At 33.0% G+C, this 19,186-nt stretch carries 16 protein-coding genes; 2 read left to right on the top strand and 14 right to left on the bottom strand.

Annotated features, from left to right (window positions below):
• The first annotated feature begins 142 nt into the window (after positions 1 to 142).
• Positions 143 to 976, top strand: coding sequence for a Rossmann-fold NAD(P)-binding domain-containing protein (locus GQR60_RS03720; RefSeq protein ID WP_124991639.1), 834 nt, complete (start codon positions 143 to 145; stop codon positions 974 to 976).
• Between the two features lie 244 nt (positions 977 to 1,220).
• Positions 1,221 to 1,493: a hypothetical protein gene (locus GQR60_RS03715; protein ID WP_124991638.1), complete on the top strand. Its 273-nt coding sequence runs from the start codon at positions 1,221 to 1,223 to the stop codon at positions 1,491 to 1,493.
• A 9-nt stretch (positions 1,494 to 1,502) separates the two neighbouring features.
• On the opposite strand, the gene GQR60_RS03710 is transcribed toward GQR60_RS03715, so the two are convergent.
• The 14 genes from GQR60_RS03710 to GQR60_RS03645 form a co-directional block, all read right to left on the bottom strand.
• Positions 1,503 to 2,009 carry a hypothetical protein gene (locus GQR60_RS03710; protein WP_124991637.1) on the bottom strand — a complete coding sequence of 169 codons (507 nt, stop codon included), beginning with the start codon at positions 2,007 to 2,009 and terminating at the stop codon, positions 1,503 to 1,505.
• Between the two features lie 20 nt (positions 2,010 to 2,029).
• Positions 2,030 to 3,736 (bottom strand): histidinol-phosphatase HisJ family protein, encoded by a 1,707-nt coding sequence (locus GQR60_RS03705; RefSeq protein ID WP_124991636.1) that lies wholly within the window; start codon positions 3,734 to 3,736, stop codon positions 2,030 to 2,032.
• 180 nt (positions 3,737 to 3,916) lie between these two features.
• Positions 3,917 to 5,140 (bottom strand): hypothetical protein, encoded by a 1,224-nt coding sequence (locus GQR60_RS03700; RefSeq protein WP_124991635.1) that lies wholly within the window; start codon positions 5,138 to 5,140, stop codon positions 3,917 to 3,919.
• Positions 5,100 to 5,756, bottom strand: coding sequence for an HAD hydrolase-like protein (locus GQR60_RS03695; RefSeq protein WP_124991634.1), 657 nt, complete (start codon positions 5,754 to 5,756; stop codon positions 5,100 to 5,102). The genes GQR60_RS03700 and GQR60_RS03695 overlap by 41 nt, the downstream gene beginning before the upstream one ends.
• A 298-nt stretch (positions 5,757 to 6,054) precedes the next feature.
• Complete coding sequence (locus GQR60_RS03690; RefSeq protein ID WP_124991633.1) at positions 6,055 to 8,460, bottom strand: GumC family protein; 2,406 nt, start codon at positions 8,458 to 8,460, stop codon at positions 6,055 to 6,057.
• A 246-nt stretch (positions 8,461 to 8,706) separates the two neighbouring features.
• The gene (locus GQR60_RS03685) at positions 8,707 to 9,828 is read right to left on the bottom strand and encodes a sugar transferase (RefSeq protein ID WP_160463405.1); all 1,122 of its coding nucleotides are present in this window, start codon (positions 9,826 to 9,828) and stop codon (positions 8,707 to 8,709) included.
• A 156-nt stretch (positions 9,829 to 9,984) separates the two neighbouring features.
• Positions 9,985 to 10,815, bottom strand: a complete 831-nt coding sequence (locus GQR60_RS03680) for a hypothetical protein (protein ID WP_124991631.1) — start codon at positions 10,813 to 10,815, stop codon at positions 9,985 to 9,987.
• Positions 10,816 to 10,913: 98 nt separating this feature from the next.
• Positions 10,914 to 11,975: a lipid II:glycine glycyltransferase FemX gene (locus GQR60_RS03675; RefSeq protein ID WP_124991630.1), complete on the bottom strand. Its 1,062-nt coding sequence runs from the start codon at positions 11,973 to 11,975 to the stop codon at positions 10,914 to 10,916.
• Positions 11,976 to 13,067 (bottom strand): glycosyltransferase family 4 protein, encoded by a 1,092-nt coding sequence (locus GQR60_RS03670; protein ID WP_124991629.1) that lies wholly within the window; start codon positions 13,065 to 13,067, stop codon positions 11,976 to 11,978.
• 24 nt (positions 13,068 to 13,091) lie between these two features.
• Positions 13,092 to 14,246: a glycosyltransferase family 4 protein gene (locus tag GQR60_RS03665; protein WP_160463404.1), complete on the bottom strand. Its 1,155-nt coding sequence runs from the start codon at positions 14,244 to 14,246 to the stop codon at positions 13,092 to 13,094.
• A gap of 39 nt (positions 14,247 to 14,285) precedes the next feature.
• Entirely contained in the window at positions 14,286 to 15,566 is a 1,281-nt protein-coding gene (locus GQR60_RS03660) for a hypothetical protein (RefSeq protein WP_124991627.1), read from the bottom strand.
• Positions 15,559 to 16,641: a glycosyltransferase gene (locus GQR60_RS03655; RefSeq protein ID WP_124991626.1), complete on the bottom strand. Its 1,083-nt coding sequence runs from the start codon at positions 16,639 to 16,641 to the stop codon at positions 15,559 to 15,561. The genes GQR60_RS03660 and GQR60_RS03655 overlap by 8 nt, the downstream gene beginning before the upstream one ends.
• A gap of 34 nt (positions 16,642 to 16,675) precedes the next feature.
• Positions 16,676 to 17,788 (bottom strand): glycosyltransferase, encoded by a 1,113-nt coding sequence (locus GQR60_RS03650; RefSeq protein ID WP_124991625.1) that lies wholly within the window; start codon positions 17,786 to 17,788, stop codon positions 16,676 to 16,678.
• A gap of 38 nt (positions 17,789 to 17,826) precedes the next feature.
• On the bottom strand, positions 17,827 to 19,131 hold the full coding sequence (locus GQR60_RS03645; protein WP_124991624.1) for a lipopolysaccharide biosynthesis protein: 1,305 nt from the start codon (positions 19,129 to 19,131) through the stop codon (positions 17,827 to 17,829).
• Positions 19,132 to 19,186 lie beyond the last annotated feature (55 nt).

Genomic DNA, 19,186 nt, shown 5'->3' with positions numbered 1-19,186 from the left:
GAAAGCTCATAGGCGCTAAAAGGATTTTAATATCTTAAATACCAAAATAATTAGCTTCATATTCATAATTATATATTTCAAAAATATTTAATTGTTCAAATTAAATTTAAATTTGAACACCGATATATTTAGATACAAACACATGAATAAAACGCTTTATAAACAAGAAAAAACCATAAGTATTCTAGGATGCGGTTGGTTAGGCCTACCACTGGCAAAATTTTTAATGAAAAATGCCTGCTCTGTAAAAGGCTCTACTCCAACTCCTGAGAAAATATCCCGCTTGGCGCAAGATGGAATAACTCCATATCTGATATTCTTTGATCCTGAAATAAATGCTGATTTTGATGCTGATTTTTTTAATTCTGAAATATTGATTGTCAATTTTCCACCCAAGAGAAGAGAAGATATTGAAGAATTTCACCCTAAACAATTTAAAGCATTAATTGAACAGTTGAATCTTTCCTCTGTAAAAAAGGTGATTTTCATTAGTTCAACATCGGTATATGCAAATTTAAACAGACTTGTTACTGAAGAAGATAACCAAATTCCGGAAAAGAATAGTGGCAAAGCCTTACGTATTGTTGAGAAGATGCTTCTTTCACAACAAAATTTTCAAACCAGTATCATCCGATTTGGAGGTTTAATTGGCTATGATCGTAAACCTGGACGTTTTTTTTCAAAAATGAAAAATGCTGTTGAAGGTGACACTCCTGTTAATTTAATCCATCAGGATGATTGCATTAACATCATATCGCATTTGATAGAAAATAATTTATGGGGAGAAATTTACAATGCTTGTTGTCCCAAACATCCTAGTCGCAAGGAATTTTATGAGGAGGCAGCAAAAAAAGGAGGTTTTGAATCACCAAAATTTGTCTCGAACCAAAGCCCGTATAAAATTATCAGCTCTGCTAAATTGGAAAATACCAATTATAAATTTAAATTCTCAAACCCAATTGATGCATTAATCTAGATTGTCTGATTGTAATGTTTCAGCTGCATTTTAAATCATTCGTCAATTAATTTAATTGATAAGTGGAATGAATTTTCTTAAAAAAAATCAATTTGTTTAATTTTAACTAATCAACTAAGAGGTGCACTTACTATTTATATTAAAAAAAGATATAATCACCCTGTATTTTCAACCTGTAATCAATTAATTGTAAGCTTGTTTATTCTTTTTATTTAATTTAGAATTAACAACATATCCACACATAATGATATATTTACTAATAAAGCAGTCTATAAAAAATTACGTTAGCTGGAAAAATTCTTTTGACCAATTTCAGGAATACCGTAAAGTTGGAGGCGAACTTTCGTGCGAAATATACCAAGCTAATGGAAAACAAAACGAGCATATTATTCTTTCTCAATGGAAAAATGAAGAAAGTGCTCTTGAATTTCTTCAATCGCAATCATTTGAAATGATTAAAGAGTTAGGAGAGGAAGAACCGGTGGCAATTCACTTTCTCCCACCAAAAGCTGTTTGATAAGCAACTTCATAATAAATCATCAACCCTAACGATTAGGTTCGAATTAATTTTGAACAGTAAATCTTTTGTCAGTAAGGCTAGCTTCTCAGCAAAATCTTCTTCGTAAATATTGTTTTCCAAACAATCAAGAGTCTCTTTTATTTGATACAAATTACTTTCACCTCCGTTAAAGTTACGGTACAATTCCAATGCCTGAATCTCAATTATTCCGGCATTAGAATGTATATTAACAGGTACAAACACATTTATATCTTCAGGGAAAATCTTTTCTAATTCTTCTCCCACCTTACTTAAGTAAGAATTTAAAACATCAATGATATCTTCTAAACAAGCAGGTTCGCTTAAGCCGATGCAATCATCAATCTCTCTTATTGACTCTATGTAATGAGCGCTCATAAGAATCAAGTACTCCTCTATTTTCTCTATTTGAAGGTCTTGAATTCTTGGTTGAATTCTATAAAACTCAATAATATTCAAAATGGATTCGTATGAATCGGATGTACTGTTATTCAACTTATATCGATTAAAATTTACTATTCAACACCGTTTAAAGATAAAAGTGTCGTTTCAAAAAACTGAGGTCCCAGCTTACCCAAAATATTTCCGGCCAATTGAGCATTGCCCTCAATACCTAGTATCGCATACCCTTTTTGTCCTCTTTGTCCCAGTTTTAAATCTATTACATTGATATTTTGGGAAGCCAATGCCGAAAGCAAAATTAGCAAGATTCCTGCAGTATTGTTATGGATAGAAAGAATCATTTGTTTACTGATTGCAATGGGTAAATTCACTCCGTCAACTTCCAGCAAATAATTCTTATTTTTATCCAATTGCTGCATTTCCAGTATATCTCCTACCCTAATTTCGATAAAACTATCTCCCCCTGTTCCTTTCACAAACTCAACAGCTTCATGAACAGAATCATCATCTCCCGAAAGGGTTAAAAAAGCCGTTGCAGTGCCATCATTATTGGAATTTAAGTATGCCGTTTCAACATTGATCTCCTCCGATGCCAAAGCATTAAATATCATCGACAACACACCCGGTTTATCTTTATGATGTGAGAACAATCCTTTTACCTTCTCCTTTTGATTTTGAGGAATAGTATTGCTTATAGTGATGGATTTATTTCCTTTTCGTATACGTATCGCTTCAAATTCGCCCAAAGAAGTCGAATTTTTATGATGTTCCAAGAATGTTCTAAAAGTTCCTCCGAAAGAAAATTTTGGAATTCGTCGTTGCTTGCTATCCTCAAAACGAAGATTTAACATCTCAATTCCCAAGTTCATCACCTTGTATTCTTCCTCCTTAAAAGCCTGATTCCGCAAAGGTCTTTTCTCAGGAATGCACTTCGAAAAACTCAGATAATGCTTGTACCCGGCATCATGAGCATAATGGATACCTGTTTCGTGATGATTACCTAAATTTTGCAATGTATGAGTATCAGTACCTAATGCAATTGGGATATCAAGTTGCTTTGCTCTCTTCAAAATTGAGATATCAGGATAAATTCCACAACCTTTATTTATTCCAGCCAGATTTACATCCAATGCAAGATTATATTCGCTGATCATTTCCAGTAAAAACCGCATTCTACGTGCCAGAAAATGATCTGAGGTATCTAACTCCAGCAGAGGTTGAGGAATCGGGGCAAACAATTTTGGTAAATCTATATGACCAACAACCTGAATCATTTCCCAGGTAGAATCAACCATCTCAATCAATTCTTCGATGTATCCACCCCAATAATTTTCCAATCCACCTCTCAGTTTAATCAGTTCTTCAGTTTCCTCTATCGAACCATCATATGGAATTCCTTCCCGGGAAAAATGTAATGAACCTATCACAAAATCAGCATCTTGTGCCTGAAAAATTTTCGAACGGTTCCATTGCATTCCCAAATCAGGTCCTAACCATTCCAGTTCAATCCCAAAACGAATATTAATTCGATTCCCATATTTCAACTTTAGCTGTTCAATCTGATTTGGATAATTAAAATAGGCATTATCACCCCTTATAAACTTAACTCCCAACCGTTTCTCTGCAGCATACCTGTATCTGGTTAAACGTGGCGTGTGTATTATAAATGCAATATTTGGATGACCTTTTGCGATGGCTAATTCAGTAATTTTATCCAATTCGTCAACTCCATGTTTCACATGATCGTTACCTGTTCCGGTGTGTATTCCGTGAGTCTCCCAAATAAAATATTCGGGTGTGGCAATATTATTTTGTGGCATTTACTTTCTCTTTGTGGTTAATAGTTGAGTAAAAATAATCATTTGCACACAAAGTAAAGGTGAATTATTCTAAATTCTTTTTAGAGTTTTTAATCAGATATATTTTCTCTTATTGAAGTGTTCACAAAATAAATATGACTCCTGTTTCTTCTTCATTACTCATTACAAAGCAAACCAAGCTTATTTAAATTTTAGAAAACGTTTTAACCTTAAAAAACGTCTTCTTATCCACCGGTATAATGGCTTTACCAAGTCAATAACCAGAGTAAGAGTAATCCATTTCTTTGTAATTTGAATTGTATCGAAACTTTGCAATATTCCAATTAAATCATTGGCAATTTCTTTGTAGCATCTCCTTTTATAACGATTCATTCCATAGGTTACATGCTCCGGCGAGTATACAAACTTTCGTATATCAAGAAGGTAACAATTGGGAGTTTGTTCTATAAATTGATCCAAAGCAAGATTCATTATCCGGCTCCGCTCTATATCATAACTTTCCCATTCTGCCGAAAATTCAACTTCTGATCCATTCATGAAAATAATTGGAATATGTAAAGGAATTCCGGCGCGAATACTTGAAAGGTTTCTTCTAAAATCGTTAATTGATATTTTACCTCTATGCACAAAATTCTCAGTAAAGAATTGAAGGAATTCTTTACTTATCCCAATATGATTTCTTTCCCTGCAGTTTTTTATAAATTTAGCCCAATTGTTCTGATTTGTGATATTAATGTTATTTCCACCAAACGGAATTTTTAAATCCAATTTTTTGTGTTCATACATCTCCTGCGTAAAATCCATTATCAGGCTATAAACAAAAACGTTGTATGTATCAGTGAAAACACTGGAACGATAAGATTTACAATCAATAAACGGTAGTTTTTTCACCAAATAGTTAACTTGTTCTTTTGACATTTCTCGGCTGTCAATCAGCATTTGAGTATGTTCCCTGTTTATGATAAAATTATTTTTCCCGGTATAATTCGATTCTCTTATTACGTTGCAATCATAGTCCTGAAGATAAAAAAGCATCTGAAATAAGTCGCACTCGCCTTTAAACAATATTTTGCATTTCGATATATCATTCTTACTTTCAGATAGGTGAGTGCTTACTCGGGCTTTATCAATCACAGAAACCCAATCGGGTTTGGATAAATTTAGAGGAATGGCCACATCAGGAACAATATTAATTTTAGGAAAATTCAATGAAGAATAAACGAACTGCTCAATCCCCAGATTGATTATTCGGCACGAAAACACAAAGTGCTCCAATTCATTCTTTAACTGATCGACAGCATAAAATCCTACAAATCCATAATCACCATATTTATCGATTACTTTTATTAATTTTTTCTCAAGTTTATGATTTTCGATTAAACTTTTGACCTCTTTGCAGTCCAATCTTTTTTTTTGTGTAATTTAATTGATTGGTTCTATTTAAAATCTCAAAAAGCCTTTCGGTATGATCGGTTAAATCATCAATATATTGAATGCGAATACCAGATGCTTTTAGAAATTCCTCATTGCTGTTAATCTCGATTTTATCAACATCCTTACGTTCCAAAATTTTATAATGCTTCAATCTGCTATGAGAAGAATCGTCTTTCCCCGTAAAAGCCGGGTGATTTTTAATTTCGCATATAAAAGATGGTAATTTCGCGCAGATTCCTTTATTATAAAATTTCGCTTCCTCCAAATTCATGTGATTATCGTCTAAAAACAAGACATTAACTGATCTTAACTGACATTTTTCTATCACTCGCTGCACCAGCTTTCCTTTGGCTTCCCAAGCGATAACCGGGAATACAAAATAGTCCCAAATCCCAATTTCCTGAAGTTTTAATTTAGCTTCGGCAAAATTATTTTTGGACACAATGCTATTCATTATTCCTCTATCGGTTAACCACCTGACCAAATTGATGTTTTCCGGTATACTACTCACATCCTCTTCAGAAAGAGTTCCTTTCCAAAAGGTTTCATCAAGATCCCAAATAACAAGTTTAATACTCTCCTCCATTATCAATTGCTTTCTGAATTACTACCAATTAAATGATTAGGGTGAGGCGAATTTTTTATGAATAAAACACTTAACAATATTCGAAGAGACAAGAAATATATTGTTTTCTATAAATTACAAAAAACTGCTGGATTTATCAGAATATATAGCTCTGACCAGCATTAATACTATTCAGTGTATAAAAAAAAATGGCTGACAAATAAAATGCCAATCCTTTAAATATCCGATCATTATAACATCCTATCATAAAAAAGACCTGTAATAACAGGTCTCTTAAAAAAATAGTTTTTGTTAATATTTAGATCTTTCCCTTCGGAAGATAATTATCTTTATAATACCCGCTTTGATAACCAAAATCTTTTACATCTACACCATTAGCTCTAAAATCATTTAAAAGAATCGTAACATTTTTCACCGACCCTTTATCCACTAATTTATTGATGTAATTTACATGTTCCTTCCGACTGAAATGATGACGAAGTACAAACAAATTAAGATCTGCATATTTGCCTGACAACAAACCATCTGTGACAACAGAAACCGGTGCACTATCCAATATGATATAATTATATTGAATTCTTGCTTTTTCCATAAATCCTTTAAATTTACCGTTAGCCAGAAGTTCTGCCGGATTTAAAGGTACCGGCCCGGCAGGAATGAAACTTAGATTTTCAAATTTTGTCTGGGAAATAATATCATCAAAAGCATCCTCACCCTTTAAATAACTACTCATTCCATTCGATCGAACACTGCCAAACACCCTATTTAATCCAGGTTTTCTCATATCTGCCTCAACCAGTAAAACCTTTTCATTATTCATTGCCAAAATGGCAGCTAAATTTAAACTTACAAATGATTTTCCTTCTCCAGGCATAACAGATTGCACTGATATGACCTTTTGTTTATTTTCTGCAAGAAGATTTTCCAAATCAGTTCTAAGGCTTCGAAACGATTCTGTTATTCCCGAACGTGGACGGTTGCAAACCAAAAAATCTTTACGATGCCTATTGTGGGAAATCACCCCTAAAACCGGAAGAGAAGTCTCCCTTTCCAGTTCGTAAATGCTGCCTATGGTATTGTTAAAATAATCCCTTGTTTTTATAAAAATAAATGGCATTGAAATTCCAATTAGGAATCCAATAATTAGATTTAAAATGGTTTTCGGTCCTACTTGGTTGGTTGACATTAAACTTGCCCGATCCAAAATTTGAGAATTGGGAACATTGGAGGCAATGGTAATTTCTGCTTCAGCTCTCTTTTTTAAAAGAAAAGTATACAAATCATTATTCAGATCGTATCTTCTTTTGAAATTAATGAATTTTTGTTCCATTTTGGGTAATCGAACCAATTTACTTTTTACACCACTCATCTGTCGGGCGATACTGCTTAAATCATTTTCTGTGTTTACTAATAAATTTTGCAGATTTTCTTTCAAACTTTGTTTTGTATGCCTGATCTCCTTCTCCAGCACTAACATATTGGGTTCATTTTGCTTTACACTATATGATAATATCTCTTTCTTACCATATAGTTCTCCTAACTTCAAAACCAAATTGTTCAACCCCGGATCCGTAATATCAACTACAGAAGGTGACAAAATTGAATTATTTACTAATTCATTGCCAAAATCCTGCTGAAGATGATGTTCAACTTTTGAAAATTGAACGCTGTTATTTATGTATTGATTTAAATTCCTAATGTAATTTAACTTCCTTTCTGACAGGGCATACTCCTCTTCCAACCTTTTTAAATCAGCCATTGCCAGATCGGCCTCTCTTTCAAGATTTGAACTCTGATTTTTAGATTGAAAATCACTGAATAGATGGCCGGTTTGTTCTAACGAATCCACCACTCCTTCCAGCTGCATATCAATAAACCGAATTGTATTTCTAGATATTTTATTCTTTTCTGATAAGCAAAATTCAATATATTCTTCACTTAATTCATTTAAAAAGTCTACGATCCTCTGTGCTGTTATTCCTTTCAGTTCCAATTCTATTAAATTTCCTTTTAAATCCTCCAGCGTTACATTTAGATTATCAGCATACTGCACACTAAGATCTTCCATGTTATTAAAAACAAAAAAGAACTCTGCCTCTAAAGGCACAATAACATCGTTGTTTTTTTCCAATACAAAACTAAAATGCTCGTTTTCGAAAGGAACTCCAAATTTACCCTTTGCTTCAAAATATGATATTTCAGAACTTTCCAAAATTGTATTATCAGACCTGACCATATATTCTTCTTCCGAAATCATTTTAACGAATAAAGGGAAATCATTCGGATTTTCGCGCCTATCAGTTTTGTACACGTAAAAAGGTGCCAAACCGTACAAATCCTGATTAAAGAATGGCATTTTTTGATACCATGAAACATTCCAGTTTAGATTAATTAAAACCTGTTTCGATAACGAGGAAGACTTTAAAACACCTATATGATCCTGAACGTTTATTCCTCTCAAACTACCATCATCATCAAAGAATTCCTTCCCTCTTAAAGCATTGGATTCGTTCTGAACCAATATTGTGCACTTAGCCTGATACTTATGTGGTGAATAAAAAGTATACATTAAACCGCCTCCTAAACCAAGAATTCCAAATATTAGAAACCAATACCATTTGGATACTAATTTGTATTGAAAGGCTTTGATTTGTTGTTTTTCTTCGTTCACCAAATTTTTCAGAAATTCATTTGAACTTGTCATTGGATCATATTCTTTAGGGTAATAAATTCATTAAATAGAATATAAAAAGAACTTCAATAAACAATTGATTGCCGGATAGTTGACCTTGTTGTTGAATTGATTTACAATGTGCTTATTTTTAAAATCTTTACATCAAAACACCCGTTAAGTAAATCACTCTGAAAATGAAGCAATAACAAAGCCTTAACGAACTGTTGAATGGTGAGGAAGTCTCAAAAACTAATAATCAGGAAAAAAGATATCAATCTAATAGCTTCGTATTTTTTTGAAAATAATATTTTTGAAGGAAGCTATAAAATATTTTATATCAGTTTGTATGGGATTTTTTAAATAGGATTCAATATATTTTTTTTCTGACTGTTCAATTCCTTCAAGAGTTTCAGGAAGATCCGCATAGAAAGGTGGTATAATTCCAGGTTTTACTTTTAGTCTCAACTTTTGTAATTCGGGTGTGTATAAATTAAAATATGACTTGCTAATCGGACGCACTCCAACCAATTTCATCTCTCCTTTTAGCAGGTTAAAAAGGTTGGGGATTTCATCAATCCAATATTTTCTGAGAATTCTTCCAACAGGTGTTATTCGGCTGTCATTATTGATTTTTCCTCCTTTTGCCAATCGGTTTTTATTTATAAAGGCCTCTTGTAAATATTCTGAAAAAGGAACCATTGTTCTCAATTTGTAAACCAAAATTTCCTTTCCATCTTTACCAATCCGTTTCATTTTAAACAGCAAACCATAAGAAGAATATTTATCAAAAAAAGGTGCTTTCAGTTTTTCAGCTACCAAATAAACATATTCTCCGGCACTATATTTATTTACTAATTCGTAGCCACTGGCATATAGCCGACCAATTACTTCAAGTTCTCTTAATGATCTATTTTTACCTTTTGTTAGATTCAAATAGAAATTACGGGTAATGCTGAGTTTGGGAAACACCCTGCGGAAAACAAAGTAGGTTGCATATACCAGTTTATTTAATGGAAATGGATAACGGGTAAGTATTCTTCTTTCCACCTTTTCCTGTGGTTTAAGGCGACAAATAAAGATGCCTCCCTTTTCAAGTTTACAATTAACGGCTCCAAAAAACTCATTAATACTAATTAGATTATTGATAGGTTCTACACTCACCAACAACTGAAAATTTACTCCTGCCAATTTGCTGATATCTTTTGAACTTATTAAAACATGTCTGGAAGTAAAACGACAAAAATATCTGCTTATAAACTCAAACCCTTTCTGACCTAATTTCTGGGAAAGATCAATGAAATCGCTAGGTAAGATAACAAAACCGGACTGTTTCTGCGCCGATTCTATCCTTTGTCCTGTACTTTCCAAGCTGCTAATAGCATCAGATTCTTTCTTCATAACATAAAATATTGATACACAACAATAGATCATTAAACATTAGATTGATTTACAATGTGCTTATTTCCCAATCTTTACATAGAAATACTCATTGGACAAACCTCTCTAAAAATCAAACTGTTACAAAGCATAGACGAACTTTTGTGAATAAAACAATTATGTAATTAAGACTTTTTTCCGTCTGAAATTAATCAGTGCCCACTTTATAGGATTTTTAATATTTTGGAAAATTAACTCCTTGCACCAATCAATATTTAAATGATTCCAACGCTGCGGATGAAATGTAATCATTATTTTAGGTGGCAATACATTTTGATTTAATGCATCAATAAGGTCAAACGAGCTTTTAAATACCATGCCTTTTTCTCGCCAATACTTCTGTTGTCCGTTAATTTTATCTCTTATGCTAAAATTAAAACCATCCCAGCGTCTGCCGGTATCCGTAAGGTAAAAAACAGTACTAAAATCAAGATCAAAATAAGGTTCTCCAATAATGTTAAAATCGGAATATTGGTACTTTCCCCACAAATTTTTATTATCATATCTAGAAGTGGGAGCGCCGTGCATACAAATTGTTTCTACTGGAACCAATTGACGTAAACTAGTTAATTGCGTTTCGAAATCTTTCAGCCCATAATTAAGTATTTGATTAATATCATGGTACGATTTAAGCTTTTTTACAACCCTTGACAAATTCTCATAATGATAGCCAATTTCGTGTCCTAAATTATTAATTTGCTTTATTTCGTCCTCATCCCAACCTTTTTTCCGAGATCTAAAATAATAACTGCCGGAAATCCCGATGTCGGACTGAATGCGTGCAAATTCAAGTGAATTAGCTGGCAATCTATCCACATCATGCCTCAAAATAACCACTCTATCTTTGGGGTTCTTGAGATATGCTGAGAAAGTCTGAAAATGATAATTATTATCTATAAATCCTTTCAGTAATTTCTTATAAGTATCAAATGTAAAGTCTAGCTCCAAAATATTTTAATATTACAATCCATTAAATCAGATTCTCAATTGAACTTCTGCAAAGAAGCGGTTTTAATCCACATTGCTTAAAGCAAAGGAACTATCACCTACTTGAATGATATTTTTTTCCATAAATAGAACCCAAACTTCGCAATGAAAAATAGTATTGGACGGTTAATTTTTTCATACCTCCCTATATTACAGGTCTGTCCTCCAAATTTCATTTTATTTACCCGCACGCCATAAGGGACATGAGGACTACCAGCTCCGGCAAAATCATAAACAGTATAGCCATTTTCTTTTCCCCACAACATTACTTCCCAATTAATCAGGTCGTTGGCGCATTTTGGGTAATACTTACTAAGAGCTCCTGCATAAGAAATATAAAGCACATTTTTATAGGCCAATACATAACGAAAAGCTATTGTTTCTTTGTCCCATTTAGCAGCAAATACTAAAAATCTTGGTTCTACATCAAAATTCCTCTGCCATTTTTTAAAGAAGTCAATATCTGGATATGGCAATTGAATTCTCTTGTATAGCTGCTGTAGAATCGAATATGTGGCAGTTAAATCTCCATGCGGACTTTCCAATTCAACTCTCACGCCCTCACGGTAAGCTTTATTTATACTCTTTCGTTTTTCCCTGTTAATATTTTTCCAAATAACTTCTTCCGATTGTTCCAGATCCAATAGTATATTCAGATGATCTTGATACCTGTAACCACATTGCAGGAAAACCGATTTGTAATTCGATGTATCTGCCCAATTCCGAATTTGAGTTATCAGAGCTTTAGTTTGAATCTTTTCATTGAATTTTATCAAGATCTGATTCAGCACCTCCTCATCTTCATTATCAATTAATGGAGCCCCTCTAATAATTGCACGATTGGCTAGAATTCCTGGAACTCCTTTTATTTCCTTTTGGATTACTGCTAACAGAACCCCGCTTATTTTTCCATTCTTACGTGCAGCAATCAAAATTGGAGTAAAGCCTTCTGCTTGCTCAAATACGTCATACATTTGCGGCGTTTGGAACACATTCCCATGCAAGTTATTTCGAACAAAATCGCTCCAGGATTTTCTATCGATCATTGAAGAATCAGTGATGATTTCAAGATCTTCGGCTACCTTACCAAGAGACTCCTGTACCGTTGTGTTGAATGTCATTTAAATAAATTTCTTGAATATGGTTTTGTATTCTTCCGCAATATTCTTCCATAAATAACTCTTTTGCAATCGATCATACGCTTTTAGGGCAAAAATCTTCATTTCATCAGGATGATACGATGCATACTTAATTTTCTCTGAAAGATCCATTGCATCTTTTACCTTAAAAAACAGAACTTCCTCATCGTTAAAAACATCTCTGTTCTCTGGAATATCAGAACAAATTATTGGAACCTTAAGAGCCGCAACTTCCAATAACATCATCGACATGGACTCATTCTCAGAAGAAAACACAAAAAATTTACTGCTGTATATGATTTTAAACAGCTTTTTCTTCTCCTTGATTAATCCTGTAAAAAGAATGTTTCCTACTTTTTTCTGCAATTGCAGTAACTTTTTTTCGTAATCTAAATTTTGCTTTAAATCGCCCATAATTACAGCGCTTTCTCTTTTTTCGAGTAAATCCATTGCCTCCAGAAATGTGTGGCAACCTTTATCCGGTAACATTCTTCCTGCTGCAAAAGAGATATACTCTTCCTTTTCTGCTGTAATTTCAATTTCGGAATTTATCCCGTTGGGAATGTATTTCACCTTTTCAGAGGATATCAGTTTCTCAACTTTTCTTTGATCTTTTAATGAAACAGTAGTAATAAAATTGGCGTACTTAAGAAAGTACCGATCTTCAAAATCAAAAAAAAGTTTGTATCGCATCCATTTGGATGTCAGAACCATTCCATGCGTTGTCACTACTACAGGATAGCGTAATTTGAGAAGAGGAATCACAAAACTGGCATCGCGATGATGTAAATGAATCAAATCATATTTTCGAAACAAAAGCGCATCCAAGGCGGACCGAACGTAATAAAAAAGAGAATTAATGCTTCCGAAAGGCAACTTACGAATCACAATTTGAAAACTTTTTTGATAACATCCTGATTTCAAATTGGTATGGGAACTAACTGAATAGATTGTAAAATCAAAATCATTAGCCAGTTGAGCAATAATATTCTCTCCTACCGCTGCCGCTCCTCCATAAGCTGGAAGCCCTTTTAATCCGATAACACCAATTTTGAATTTATCAACTTTTTTCATGAAACACAGATACTGGAAATAAGCCTAACTTTCGAGAATCATTTTATAAAATTCAATTGTTTGATTAACTACCTTACCAGGGTGAAACTTTCTCATTGCCTCTTCTCTTGCATGTTCAGAGAACCTGGAATAGAGTCCATCCTCATTACAAAATTTTAACAGGAATTCTTCCAACTCCTGCGAATTATCTGCATTAAAAACAAAACCTGATTTATTGGCGGTAATCATTTCAGCAACACCACCAACATCCGCCGCAATTACCGGTCTGCCCGCAGCCATGGCTTCGGCAATACTAACCGGTAACGATTCCTGAAGCGAGGGCAAAACAAAAAGATCAGCCTTCTTATACAAGTCCAACAACTCACTTTGACTTTTCCACCCCAAAAAGTTGACTTCATTCTCCAGGTTATGGTCTTTAATAAAACTAAATATCAAGTTCTTATAAAATTCATCTTTAAACCCACCGATCACATCCAATTTAAATCCCCCGGTCTTATTTTTTAATCTAAGCATCGCTTTTAGTAAGCATAGGAGGTTTTTTCGTTGATTGATGACTCCAACATATAAGATCCGCTTTCCAAATTTTGAATGGGTTTTCAAATCAAAAAAAATTGGATTTACAGGATTAAAAATTAATTTCCCATAATAGTTCTGATTTCCTTTCAACTGCTCTAAAAACTTTCGATTATAACTGGAAATGAATATATAATTCTCAAACCTTGGATAAAAATAACGTTCAACAATCATTTTAAACCAAAATTTTAACTTGTCTGTTTTATTTTTTTGGTAATTAATTTCCTCCGCCATTATTCCATGTTGTGTGATTACAAGATTTTTCTTATTCAATCCCAATAAACAAAACAGCATTGGAGAAGCTCCTTGAATGTGTACAATATCCGGATTAAACTCCCGGATATGGTTATGGACATCCTTCCTCATTTGAAAAAAACTATTGAATAATTTTCCTCCAAATTGACTTTTTCTGAATAAATATTCAATTGTGATATTGCCGGCATATTTTACAGTTTTTCTGCAATCCGACTTCCCTAATGAAAGAATTAGCAGATTTACCTCTGGAAAAGACTCAAAACCCTTTAGCAAATTCACAACCACAGCATCAACCCCGCCTTGAATTGAATTAAGATTTACTGGCAGCGAACTTATCATTAAAACTTTCATCCAGGGTATATTTATCATTTCAGAAAATGATTCCTCTTATTATAGTGAAACCAGATCGGTAAAATAAGTAGTGGCGTATTTATAATCAAGTAAAATTAAAGCAAGCAAAACAAAGTATAAACCCTTTAAATATTCGTAACGAAGAAACACATTCGAATAACTCACTGTATCAATAAAAAAGACGATGGTTAGTACCAAAAAAGACAAATCGACAGGATTGCTTCTGTATTTTTTTAGAATCAGAGAAAATAATCGCAAATAGAATAGCAAAAACACTATGGTACCTAGGATGCCAACCTGCAGAAGCAACCATACTAATGTCATTCTTCCCCCATACCTCACTCCATATTCATTCTCCATTGATCCTTCCCGGGGATTGTATTTCGACTCAATAAGCTTACCTGCTCCATCTCCCAAAAGCATTTTATGTGAATCTGCATTTAATGTATAATTGATGAAATAGATCAAACCATCTTTTCTTCTCATCTCTGATTTATCACGACCTCCGGAGCTGGTGTAATTATTCACATAATTTGCAATGTAATTCAAATCAAAACTGCCCCAATTACTTTGTTCTGGATTTAAGGTTTTATTGGTTTTTGCTGTAAAGTAAAATATACCGGCTCCCATTAAACAGGCCACCAATACCTTACTTATAAATTTTCCTGAATAAACCCTTCTCTCTAACTTAACAAATAGAAAACCACAAATTATCAGGACTAATGGAATAAAAATGAGAATTGCCCGCTTGCTTCCAATTCCCCCAAGAATGCAAAAGCAGATAATATATATCAGATATTTTTTCTTGTTTTCGAAGAGATACAGACTGAATAAAATTGTAATGACAAATAGAGGGAAAATTGCAGACACACTTCCAGCATTTATAGATAAGGTTCCAATTCCTCCATGTTCGGATTGTCCTATCAAAAAGAATTTTATAATTACTGCAGGAATTTGAATTGCAATAAGCAGTTTGATAAAGGAAATCACCTTTGAAATTACCAAAATGCTGTTTTCATTGATCAGAACAATAAAATACAAATAGGACAAGCTAGTATATACCAAAAAGTAGAGTAAGGAAAAAGTATCAATTTTATTCACAAATGAACTGATTACCGCTAGTCCTGTAAATCCAACAAACCACCATACAAAAGGGTATTTTAACTGATTGCCTTTAGACACAAATGTGTAAATAAATAAGACTCCGCTGACAAAAGGTATTCCTATTTTATAAATTCCGGAATTAATTCCCAACAACTGAAAGATTCCAGTCATAAAAATCAAAGTCCAGTAAAGATTATGAAACGCTAATTTAAGCATTGTCCATCAATCTGTTTAGATACGGTTTAAAGTTTCCATTTACGATTTTGTCCCAACGGTAATCCTCCAAAGAACTTACAACAGAATCATATTTGAAGAGATGTCTCTTTTGGTGATATTCCTGAAGTGCTTCATAGAATGACTCAGACGTGTCGCGGCAAAGAATCCCATTTTCGTCATTTATTAAATTGGAATTCTCGACAGTGGCAGTACCTATGCAAACCATGCCTGCAAGAATGTATTCAAAAGTTTTAGTTGGAGGCTGAAAATCAAAATATGGAGTAATAGGAATGTAACAGACTCCAATGTTGGATTCTCTATAATAATCAAGAATTTCAGTTAAGTTTTTCCTCCCATGGAAGTGTACAATTTTAGAAAGGTTTAACTCTTTAATTGCATCCTGAAGCAAACGTTCTTCTTTTTCAGATCCAAAACCAAAAATGTTGTAGGAACATTCAATCTCATCGCCATATTCCTCATAAAACATTGAAAACCCAATTACTGTTTCCTGCAATCTCCGGTGATTTAAAGTTCCTACATACAACAACTTAAGCTTATTATATCCACAATTGCTATCCTTCAAAATCTCAGCTCCTAACGGCAACCAGTGACATTTTGAAGAATTGATTTTTAAATGATTAATAAGACCTTTGGAAATAATTGTGATATGATTGAAGAAATAACTTTCAAAACGAAGTCGCCAATTCTGAATTGTATTGACTAAATAGTTTTCTTTAACTGATCCGGTTCTTATATCTAAAACCAATAATCTACTTCCTGAAAATATTTTAAGCAAAGAACAGAACTTAAAACTATACAAAAAAATAATGTCGTAATCCCGTTGTCTGAATTCTTTGAATATAAATTTCAGCCACAGGACATATCGTAAAATCCGGTTGCCATCGACAGGTAAATATTTAACCGTAACACCTGATATGCTTATTTTCTCTAAACCTTCATCAAAACACAAAAATGTAATTACGTACTCATCTTTCAAGTATTTGCAGTAGAAATAATAATCAGTAAGATATCCAAACTGACTTGGTGAAATAAGGAGCAACTTCTTCTTTGTCATCTAGTATTTATACAAGAACAACTTAAAATATGAACTAGGATATCATATCATACATAGCTTCATAAGACGAAATCATTTGTTTATGAGAGAATTTTTCCATAACGATCTTTCTACCGGTTTTACCTAAATCCCTCATCTGTTTTTTATCGCCAGCCAATTCGACAATGCAATTTGAAAGCTCTTCAATTTGATGCAAACCTACAATTTTTGCACAAGTACCATTTTTGGTAATCTCCCTAAAAACGGGTATATCTGAAATTATAACAGGTAATTCACAACTCATCATTTCCAATAAAGCCAATCCAAGACCTTCATAAGAAGATGGGAAAATTCCGATATCTGCTTGATGCAAATATTTCAAAACATTATCCTGCACACCATGAAAATATACATTATCGATCAAATGATTTTCTTTACAATATTCCTCTAATTGCTCCTTAACTCCAACGCCCAGAAAATACATTCTAAAATTCGGAAATTTCTTTTTTAGCACAGGCAATGAACGAATAATATCCCAGTGGTTTTTTGCAGGTAAAAACCGACCAACATGAATTAACACCGGATAATTTGTACTCTTTTCCGCATTGCCATTAACAGGTATAAAATAATCAATGTCAATGCCATTTAAAATGACAGAGGAATTCGAAAGTTTTAATTTTTCCTTCATTGTTTTTCGAACTTCTTCACTAACACAAACCAATTTAAAATTCAACAATTTGTATGTTAACATCTCTACATTCCTGTCAATACGGGAAAACCAATAGGATGATTTGTAATGCCCTCCCGAAGTGTGAATAGTAGCAATTCTATTTTTTATAGGCAGGTCTTTAATAACGGACAGAATCCATGTTCCAACTCCCCAAAAATGAGAATGTATTGTATCCGGTGCAATCTCCTTAAGTATCTTTCTAAATTTCATAAACACTTTCGGGGAAAAAAGCCAGAATCTCGAGTTCAAAGGTACACCCATAGAAATCACCGTTACACTTGTATTATTCTTTAGCTTTTCAGCCAACGGAACAGCATCGAAAATTGTGATAATATACACCTTATATTTTTGCTTGTTTAAATGGTTACAAATAGTAACACAAACATTCTCTGCCCCGGCAACTCTCAGCGAAAATATTACATGAACTATTTTTTTCATAACAACATAAATTCACAAAAAACAACTCAATTAATTGATTAAAAATGTATTATTCTTGATTTCTGAAAAGCAATTAGATTAAGCTTTTTATTGGTGAGATACAGTTTTGAAATTACTACTAAAGATATTTGTACCAACTGGGCAATAAAAATAATTTCGAATCCGGCACTTTCGTAAAACAGAAAAATCAGCAGCAAATAAATTAGGGACAAAACAATAATAATATAGAGTATTTGTCTGTGGTACCCCAAAAAATTGGCTGCAGGATGAATACCCATAAATATTAATCCCACAAAGAGATTAAAAATGGCAAAATCCAAATAGAAAATATATTTCAAGTACTCTTCGTTAAATACTATTCGAACCATAAATTCATCTAAAGCAATAAAAATTATATAACCTGCGCTAAAAAAAAGAGCTAGGAATAAGAAGGATTTTAGCAATTTAGACCTGAGTTCTTTTAAATTATTTTCAGCAATTAATTCGCTGATTATTGGTGAAATTGTAATTGAAACCGGTCCTGCCATTCTATTGATTAATCCAGTAATGACTTTAATCATTTTAAAACAACCCGCATAACTTACCCCAAAAAAACCCGAAACAATCATTATATCAGCCTGAAATATAATCGTATCGAAAGATGAAATTAAATTGGAATAGAATGAAAATTCGAAAATATCTTTGTATTTATTTTTAATCAGCTTAGTGCTTTTTTTTAAAAATCCAGTTAAAGAGTCGGATTTTAAAACCTTGTAAAAAAATAGATTTAGTGTAAAATCGTAAACAATTTCTCCAAATGCAAAGGCAATTATAATATAAACAAAACCAAGATTGAGCCAAAAAACGATCAATACAAGGATTAATTTAACGAATCCGGCAACGAACTGTGATTTAAAAAACAAATTATACTTGTCATGAACACGAAGATAACCTGTTGCTGTTCCATTAAGTTTTGTTAAAATGCTTAACAAATGAATTTGGGCACAATACTTATACATCTCCGGCAAATTAATTGTACGGAAAATAATTTCCAGAAATATAATTCCAAAAACAAAGGCTATAATTGCGGTAATTAAATCGAGCCGAAAAGAAAATTTTAATAAGGATTGAATAAGATCTTTATCATCCTTTATTCTTGGATAGTATTTAATTATTGTTTGCCAGGTTTGAAAATTTAATAATGCTGCAACAGTCAGGGTGTAAGACTGAATAATACCAATAACTCCAAATTCATCAATACTTATATTTTTAGCAACAACTGCAAGAACCAGAAATCCCAAAAATGAGGCTACTATATTTGATGATAAAAGTATGGCTCCTCCCTTTAAGATTCTTGTATACATCTCATCAAATTCAAAAATTTCCAGTTCAAAATCAATACAATTATTTTATTGAGAA

Source organism: Labilibaculum euxinicum, from assembly GCF_009795715.1.
Taxonomy (GTDB): Bacteria; Bacteroidota; Bacteroidia; order Bacteroidales; family Marinifilaceae; genus Labilibaculum; species Labilibaculum euxinus.
This window is presented reverse-complemented; position numbering and strand designations above follow the sequence as displayed.